The organism is Natronococcus sp. A-GB1 (assembly GCF_029688845.1).
Taxonomy (GTDB): Archaea; Halobacteriota; Halobacteria; order Halobacteriales; family Natrialbaceae; genus Natronococcus.
Window position 1 is genome coordinate 60,133 of the sequence record NZ_JARUKW010000022.1, and the last position, 7,979, is coordinate 68,111.

Genomic DNA, 7,979 nt, shown 5'->3' on the forward strand with positions numbered 1-7,979 from the left:
GTACCGAGGGTTCGGGTCGGCTGGCGGTCGGTGGCCGACGACCACGGTTTCGGAGCGGTTAGAACCCCTTGCCGAGCATCTCGCGGGCGATGACGTTCTTCTGGATCTCGCTCGTTCCCTCGTAGATCTGTGTGATCTTGGCGTCGCGGTAGAACCGTTCGACGGGGAAGTCATTGACGTAGCCGGCGCCGCCGTGGATCTGGACGGCCTCGTCGGCGACATCGACGGCAACTCGGGAGGCGTACTCCTTGGCCATCGAGGCGAGTTTGGTGATGTCTTCGCCCTGGTCGACCTTCCAGGCGGACTTGTAGGTCAGGTTGCGCGCGGCTTCGGTGTCGGTCGCCATCTCGGCGAGCTTGTGCTGGATCGCCTGGAACTCCGAGATCGACTTGCCGAACTGCTCGCGGTCCTGAGCGTACTCGAGGGCCGCGCGGGTCGCTCCCTTCGCGATACCGACGCCCTGGGCGGCCACCGCCGTTCGGGTCTCGTCGAAGAACTGCATCTGCTGCATGAACGCGGCGTCTTTCGTCCCGACGAGGTTCTCCTCGGGAACGCGAACGTTGTCGAAGACGAGTTCGGCGGTGTCGGAGGCTCGAATACCGAGTTTGCCGGTGATCTTCTCCGCCGAGAAGCCGTCCCGGTCGGACTCGACGACGATCTGGCTGAACCCGTTGTACCGACCCTCGGCGTCGGGGTTGGTCTCACAGAGCACGACGAAGAAGTCGCCGACGGTGCCGTTGGTGATCCACATCTTGTTCCCGTTTATCACCCACTCATCGCCATCCTTCTCGGCCCGTGTCGAGACCGAGGAAACGTCGGAGCCGGTGTCGGGTTCGGAGATCGCCGCGCCAGAGATCTTCTCGCCCATCGCGACGGGCTCGAGGAACCGTTCCTTCTGGTCTTCGGTCCCGAAGTTCATGATCGCCTCACAGCCGAAGGACGTCGAGACGATCGAGAGCGCGATGCCGGGATCGTAGGAGAACAGCTCCTCCGTGATGATCGCGGTGTCGAGGATGGAGTAGCCGGCCCCGCCGTAGTCCATCGGGATGTAGGCGCCGGTCAGTCCCATCTCGGCGGCCTTGTCGATAACGTCGTGGGGATACTTCTCTTCCTCGTCGTACTCGCCGGCGACGGGAACGATCTCGTTCTCCGCGAATCGCGTGACCTCGTCGCGGATCTGCTGCTGTTCTTCGGAGAGCCCGAATTCCATGGACGATAGTTATCTACGATTCGATAAAGATGTTTGTAACCGGAAGTAAACGGAACTGTAGTTTCATTTACGAAAGAGGGAAACGTTCAAACGGGTCCCCATCGCATACGATACCATGGAGATCGACGATATCAACACCGTCGCAGTTCTTGGAGCGGGCAACATGGGACACGGTATCGCGGAGGTCGCCGCGATGGCCGGCTACGACGTCGCCATGCGCGATATCAAGGAGGAGTTCGTCCAGGACGGCTACGACCAGATCGAGTGGTCGCTGAACAAACTCGCCGAGAGCGACCAGCTCTCCCAGGAGGAAGCCGACGCCGCCTTGGAGCGCGTGACGCCGCTGGTCGACATGGAGGAGGCCTGCGGCAACGCCGACATCGTCATCGAGGCCGTCCCCGAGAAGATGGAGATCAAGAAGGACGTCTACTCGGAACTCGAGGCGGCCGCGCCCGATCACGCGATCTTTGCGACTAACACCTCGAGCCTCTCGATCACTGAACTCGCCGACGTCACCGAACGACCCGAGCAGTTCTGCGGGATGCACTTCTTCAACCCGCCGGTCCGGATGCCGCTGGTCGAAGTGATCTCGGGTGCCGAGACCGACGAGGAAACCCTCGAGGTCGTCGAGTCCCTGGCCGAGGAGTTCGACAAGTCGCCCGTGCGCGTCCACAAGGACTCGCCCGGCTTCATCGTCAACCGCATCCTCGTCCCGCTGATGAACGAGGCCTGCTGGCTCGTCGAGGAGGGCGAGGCCACCATCGCCGAGGTCGACTCGACGACGAAGTACGGGATGGGGCTGCCGATGGGCAGTTTCGAACTCGGTGACCAGGTCGGCAACGACGTCAGCTACCACGTCCTCGAGTACATGCACGAAGTTCTCGGCGAGGCCTACGAACCCTGCCCGCTGCTCGAGCGCAAGGTCGAAAACGAGGAGCTCGGCAAGAAGACCGGGAAGGGCTTCTACGACTACGAGGACGGCGACGGCGCCGATATCCCGACCGACGAGCAGTCCGACCTCGTCGAGAAGCGCCTCGTCGCCACGATGGCCAACGAGGCCGCGAAGCTGATCGGCGGCGACGTTGCCCCGCCCGAATCGATCGACGAGGCGACCAAGCTCGGCGCGGGCTTCCCCGACGGTCCCGTCAAACTGGCCGATGAGTTCGGCCTCGAGAACGCTCTCGAGGCCCTCGAGGACGCCTACGAGGCAACGGGCCACGAGCGCTACGAGCCCGCCGACTACCTCGAGGAGCGAGCCGCCGAGGGCGGGTTCTACGACCAGTCCGGTGTGGATGGCGACGGCACCCCCGAGTTCGACGCGATCCGCGTCGAGTACCCCGGCGAGATGGTCGGCCACATCGTACTCGACCGACCACACCGCATGAACACCATCAGTGAGGAGCTGCTCGACGAGCTCGAGGAGGCGATCGAGCTGCTCGAGGACGACGACGAGGTCCGATCGATTCTCCTCACCGGCGAGGGCGACCGCGCGTTCTCCGCGGGCGCGGACGTCCAGAGCATGGCCGCGGGCGGTGCAGATCCGCTTAGCGCTGTCGAACTCTCGAAGAAGGGACAGTCCACGTTCGGCAAGCTCGAATCCTCAGAGCTGCCCGTTGTCGCAGGGATCGACGGCTACTGTCTGGGCGGTGGCATGGAACTGTCGACCTGTGCGGACATCCGCGTTGCGAGCAAGCGATCGGAGTTCGGACAGCCCGAACTCGATCTTGGGCTGATCCCCGGCTGGGGCGGCACCCAGCGGCTCGCGAACGTCATCGGCGAGGGGCCGGCGAAAGAGATCATCCTCACCGCCGAGCGCTACGAGGCTGAGAAAATGAAACGGTTCGGCTTTGTCACTGACGTCGTCGACGACGCTGAACTCAAGGACCGTGCGTTCGAGTTGGCTGCTGATCTGGCCGGCGGACCTCCGATCGCGACGAAATACACCAAGCGTGCGATGCTCGCCGGCCGCCACGACACCGATGCCGGTCTGGAGTACGAAGCGTCGGCGTTCGGACAGCTGATGGCAACCGACGATTTGATGGAGGGAATCACGGCGTTCATGGGTGATGGGGACCCCGACTTCCAGGGGAAGTGAGCTAACGGCTTTACCGTTACACGCGACGAGTGTATCGGCGTACTTTGCTTTGCCCGTCTACAGCGGGGTCGGTCCCCGTTCGGTCGCGAGATTTATCACACGGAGCAACTATTTATGATGCGTGGCTGTAATCGATGATGGAAACCGAGGACAACTCTATGCGTAATGAGCGGCGCGTGCTCGTCGTCGACGACGAGTCACAGCTTGCAGATCTCTTTGCAACCTGGCTCGGTTCCGAGTGGACGACCGAAACGGCCTACGACGGGTCGGCCGCGCTCGAGACGCTGGACGACTCGTTCGACGTCGTCCTCCTCGATCGGCGGATGCCGGGCCAGTCCGGCGACGAGGTGCTCGAGCGGATCCGCGAGAACGGGTATGACTGTCGGGTCATTATGGTCACGGCGGTCGATCCCGACTTCGATATCATCGAGATGGGATTCGACGACTACCTCGTCAAACCCGTCTCGAAGGACGAACTTCTCGAACTGGTCGAGTCCGTCGCCAACCGGTCGGCGTACCAGTCGGCGGTCCAGGACTACTACGCGCTCGTCTCGAAGAAGGCGCTGCTGGAATCGGAGAAGGAGGAATCGGAACTCGCGGACAACGAGGAGTACCGGAAGCTCTGTGACCGGGTCGACGACCTCGAGGGACGGCTCGACGAGACCGTCACGGAGTTCTCGACGCACGACGACTTCGTCGGCGCGTTCGAGGATATTTGACCCGGTTGTCGTACCGCTCGAAGCGCAGCTCCTCGAACTCGAACTCGAGCGGGAGCCGACTCAGGGTGCCTGCCCGTAGATCAGGTTCCGCTGGACCTCGTTGGCTCCCTCGTAGATCACCGGAATCCGTGCGTCCCGGTAGACTCGGGCGATCCGTCGCTCGTCCAGAACCGATCGCCCGCCGTGGAACTGCATCCCTTGTTCGGAGACGTCGACGGCAGCCTCGGTCGCCGTCGTCTTCGCCAGCGCCGCCCAGTAGCCGGCGTGGTCGTTGTTTGCGACATTTTCACACGCCCGCCAGGTGAGCGAGCGCGCGCTCTCGAAGTCGATCAACATGTCGGCGAGTCCGTGCTGGACCGCCTGGAACTCGTTTATCGTCCGACCGAACTCCTCGCGGTCATGGCTGAACTCCCAGGCTTCCTCGATGGCGGCAGCGGCGATGCCGAGGCCGTGGCCGGAGACGATCACGCGACCGTGGTTGAAGAAGTCGGCGAGCATCATGAACCCGGCCCCCTCGTGGCCGATCAGGTTCTCCTCGGGAATCCGACAGTCGTCAAAGGTGATATGGGCCTGCTTGGAGGCTCGCATCGCCATCTTCTCGGGGATGTGTTCGGCCTCGTACCCCTTGGCGTCGGTCGGCACGATGAACATCGAGTGGTTGCCGTAGTGGTTGTCCTCGTCGTCGCCGGTGCGCGCGTAGAGGGTGATCCAGTCGGCTTCGACGCCGTTACCGATCCAGTACTTCTCGCCGTTGATCACGTACTCGTCGCCGTCCTTTTCGGCACGAGTTTGCATCCCCGCGAGATCGCTGCCCGTCTCGGGTTCGGAGACGGCGAGCCCCGAGATCTGGTCGCCCTCGGCGACCGGTCGAATGTACTCCTCGCACTGCTCGTCGGTGCCGTACTCGTACGTGATCTCGCAGCCAAAACTCGCCAACTGCAGCGTCAGCGCGATTCCGGCGTCGGCCCGGTAGAACTCCTCGGTGAGCGCGAGTAGCTGTGGAAGATCGAGCCCGCGTCCGCCCCACTCTTCCGGGATGTCCTGGGCGACCAGATTCGCCTCCTGGCCGGCCTCGAGGATCTCGTGGGGGTACTCGCCCGCCTGGAAGTACTCCTGGGCGTTAGGTTCGATGTGCTCGCGAGCGAATTCGCGGGCCTCGTCTTTGATGTCGTGTGCGTGCTCCGGAACGATACTGGAATCGAGAAGATTCACAATTCATCCCTTGTCGGGAACTCCCAAATAATCGACGCCCAACGGTGCAAGCTCGCGTCGGACCTGCCTCGAGCGAGCTACCGAGACGGGGGGACGATCTCGTCCGTCGTAACGTTCGATCGTCGCCGCAGTCGTCGGATGTCCCAGGCGACGTCGGTGACGATGTGTGCGTAGAGGACCGTGCCCGTCACGAGCGCAAGCGGCGCGCTCACGAGCGCCGTCCCGGAGACGGCGAGTCCCGCGAGCAGCAGGTGGCTCAACAGCCGGGAGAGCGCGCCGACGTCACCGCGCTCGAAGATCCTGTCCTGATCGGTGAACGCGGCGATCGGGTTGGTGAGACAGAAGCGAAGGGCGTCCCACGTTCCGGCCTCGAACCGAGCGATAACGAAGTGATCGAGATCGATAGCGACGCCGACGATCGTCCCGTAGACGACGATTGCGGCCGCGGGAACGATCGCGCCAACGAGTTCGATCGAGCCGACCGCAATGACGACGACGCTAGAAACGACGAACGAGACGACTGCGTGGTGGATCGAATAAATAGCGACTCACCCGTCACCGGACACGCCGTCGAGACACTAAACGTCTCCCCGCTCAGCCGGCAAAGCCCGAGAGCAACCACTCGCCGTTCTCGCCTTCCTCGTCGGCGATCCCGGGCGCGCTGACGAGTACGAACGCACTCTCGTCGTCCCCGTTTCGGATCTGTCGGGTCGACTCCGGCGGGATCCAGAGCGCGTCGCCGGTCTCCATCTCCACCGGATCGTCGTCGACGATCACGGTAGCCTGCCCCTCGATGAGGACGTACACCTCTTCGTGTTCGTTGTCGGCGTGATCGTGCGGCTGACTCTTCCAGCCCGGATCGCAGCGCGCGACCGTGACGCCGACCTGCTCGGTCTCGAGGGGATCGCTGAGAAAGTGCATCGCGCTCGAGACTTGATCGACGTCCTCGTAGTTGACCTTGCGGTAAGACATGGGTGACCGTACGACGGGAACCCAGTAAAGGTACGCGTTCTTCGCACACTCCGGTCTGCGGGGTCGTTACTGGCCGTGGCCGTCCTGCGAGATCGGGTCGAAGCTGTCGACGGGGGTGACCGAGTAGTCGACGGTCAGGGCGTCCTTGGTCGCCCGAATCTTCCCGACGAACGTCGAGATGTCCTCGAGCTGTCCCTCCAGGACGAACAGCTCCATGCAGTAGTGGTCGCCGACGTGGCTATGGAAGTTCGAGGCGACGAGATCCTCGTGTTCGTGTCGCAGCTTCATCATCCGCTCCTCGACGGTCGTCGTCTCGTAGTCGAAGAGAACGGTGACGATCCCCATCAGTTCCCGATCCTCGAGGCGAGTGTCTTCGAACTCACCCAGAAGGTTTCGAGACGCTTCCCTGACGACCTCGCTTCGGCCGGTGTACCCGTGCTCGTCGGCGAACTCGTCGAGTCGCTCGAGGAGTTCGTCCGGCATCGAGACGCTAACGACTGCCATATAATAACTCGGTGGCGTTTAACTATTAAGGCTTACCATATTTCGCCTCCAGCGGTGGTTCGGACGCTGCACGTCCCCGCAAGCGACGAAGCGGTAACGTAACGTTTTGCCCGTCCGAAACAACGGTACGACATGTTCCTCCCGCACCAGACCTGGCCCGACCTCGCCGGTTACGTCACTGACGAATCGCTCGCGGTCGTTCCACTCGGATCGACCGAACAGCACGGACCGCATCTCCCCGAGGGAACCGACTACCTGATCGCGGAGGCGCTCGCCCGCGCGGCGACCGATCGAACGGGTCACCTCTGTACGCCCGTGGTACCGATCGGCGTAAGCGCTCACCACAGACAGTTTCACGGCACGATGTGGGTCGACCCACCGGTATTTCGGGACTACGTCGAAAGTCTCTCTCGGAACCTCACCTACCACGGGATCGATCGAATCGTCTACGTCAACGCTCATGGCGGGAACGTCACCCACCTGCGCGAGGTCGGCAGCCGGCTCCACCGGGACGGGACGGCCTACGCTATCGAGTGGATGTGGGACGAGTCGATTCCAGAGCTCATACGGGATGTCTTCGAGACGCCGGGCCCCCACGGCGGCCCGAAGGAGACAGCGATGATCATGCACATCGCTCAAGAACTGGTCCGCGAGGACCGCCTTGAGGACGCTCGTGACGGCGGCGCGACGTTCGATTACGACGCGGAACGCGTCCACGGGGCGGCGACGTTCTACGATTCGATCGAGAACAGCCCTAACGGCGTCTTCGGGGACCAGACCGACGCGACCCCCGAGATCGGGGCGGAGCTGTTCGAGGCGGCGACCGACCAGCTCGTTGCGTTGCTCGAGTGGCTCGATGAGAAGCCCTTCGACGACCTCGTCGCAAAACCTCATGTCGATCCACGACCTGCTCGTGATCGTTGAACGCGGCGTCCTCTCGAGCGTATCGTCCCTTAATGTTCTATTACCGGTCGAAATTTCGTCACATCGCTGTTTTCGAATCGCACGACGGCAACGTGTTTGTGACTCCCTCCCGGCGAGGATTGCGTTCGAAGGCCTTATGTAGTGACCGGGGACTTCGTTATAGTACGAAGAAGATGAGGAGCTCACCCCTGCGGTCCGCCGTATAGATGAGTTCTGATGTGAGCCTTGGTAGTTCGGTGACGCCCGATCGGTCCGCGATTCGGCTCGCCGAACTGGACCCATATACGATAGACGATTCAAGTGAGTGTGAACCGATCATACTCCGCCAACCTCCCCCACTCTT

At 62.6% G+C, this 7,979-nt stretch carries 8 protein-coding genes; 3 read left to right on the plus strand and 5 right to left on the minus strand.

All coding sequences use genetic code 11. The features are described from left to right. Positions 1 to 58 precede the first annotated feature (58 nt). On the minus strand, positions 59 to 1,210 hold the full coding sequence (locus QA600_RS20120) for an acyl-CoA dehydrogenase family protein (RefSeq protein WP_278293714.1): 1,152 nt from the start codon (positions 1,208 to 1,210) through the stop codon (positions 59 to 61). Positions 1,211 to 1,325: 115 nt separating this feature from the next. Here QA600_RS20120 and QA600_RS20125 point away from each other — a divergent pair, with 115 nt between their 5' ends. Next, positions 1,326 to 3,305, plus strand: coding sequence for a 3-hydroxyacyl-CoA dehydrogenase/enoyl-CoA hydratase family protein (locus QA600_RS20125; protein WP_278293715.1), 1,980 nt, complete (start codon positions 1,326 to 1,328; stop codon positions 3,303 to 3,305). Between the two features lie 158 nt (positions 3,306 to 3,463). Further along, positions 3,464 to 4,024 (plus strand): HalX domain-containing protein, encoded by a 561-nt coding sequence (locus tag QA600_RS20130; protein WP_278293716.1) that lies wholly within the window; start codon positions 3,464 to 3,466, stop codon positions 4,022 to 4,024. 60 nt (positions 4,025 to 4,084) lie between these two features. Here the strand turns inward: QA600_RS20130 and QA600_RS20135 are convergent, their stop codons facing one another. The 4 genes from QA600_RS20135 to nikR form a co-directional block, all read right to left on the minus strand. Further along, complete coding sequence (locus QA600_RS20135; RefSeq protein WP_278293717.1) at positions 4,085 to 5,236, minus strand: acyl-CoA dehydrogenase; 1,152 nt, start codon at positions 5,234 to 5,236, stop codon at positions 4,085 to 4,087. A 77-nt stretch (positions 5,237 to 5,313) separates the two neighbouring features. After that, entirely contained in the window at positions 5,314 to 5,496 is a 183-nt protein-coding gene (locus QA600_RS22845; protein ID WP_345782042.1) for a hypothetical protein, read from the minus strand. 334 nt (positions 5,497 to 5,830) lie between these two features. Continuing rightward, a complete protein-coding gene (locus QA600_RS20145; protein WP_278293718.1) occupies positions 5,831 to 6,208 on the minus strand; it encodes a cupin domain-containing protein in 378 nt (125 codons plus the stop codon). Positions 6,209 to 6,274: 66 nt separating this feature from the next. After that, positions 6,275 to 6,712 carry a nickel-responsive transcriptional regulator NikR gene (gene nikR / locus QA600_RS20150; RefSeq protein WP_278293719.1) on the minus strand — a complete coding sequence of 146 codons (438 nt, stop codon included), beginning with the start codon at positions 6,710 to 6,712 and terminating at the stop codon, positions 6,275 to 6,277. Positions 6,713 to 6,844: 132 nt separating this feature from the next. On the opposite strand from nikR, the gene QA600_RS20155 reads away from it, so the two are divergent. Further along, complete coding sequence (locus tag QA600_RS20155; RefSeq protein WP_278293720.1) at positions 6,845 to 7,636, plus strand: creatininase family protein; 792 nt, start codon at positions 6,845 to 6,847, stop codon at positions 7,634 to 7,636. The last annotated feature ends 343 nt before the right edge of the window (positions 7,637 to 7,979 follow it).

Bases quoted from the DNA above. Each gene is read 5' to 3' on its own strand.
- QA600_RS20125 (WP_278293715.1), top strand. From the start codon at position 1,326: ATGGAGATCGACGATATCAACACCGTCGCAGTTCTTGGAGCGGGCAAC.
- QA600_RS20155 (WP_278293720.1), top strand. From the start codon at position 6,845: ATGTTCCTCCCGCACCAGACCTGGCCCGACCTCGCCGGTTACGTCACT.
- nikR (WP_278293719.1), bottom strand. From the start codon at position 6,712: ATGGCAGTCGTTAGCGTCTCGATGCCGGACGAACTCCTCGAGCGACTC.
- QA600_RS20130 (WP_278293716.1), top strand. From the start codon at position 3,464: ATGCGTAATGAGCGGCGCGTGCTCGTCGTCGACGACGAGTCACAGCTT.
- QA600_RS20145 (WP_278293718.1), bottom strand. From the start codon at position 6,208: ATGTCTTACCGCAAGGTCAACTACGAGGACGTCGATCAAGTCTCGAGC.
- QA600_RS20120 (WP_278293714.1), bottom strand. From the start codon at position 1,210: ATGGAATTCGGGCTCTCCGAAGAACAGCAGCAGATCCGCGACGAGGTC.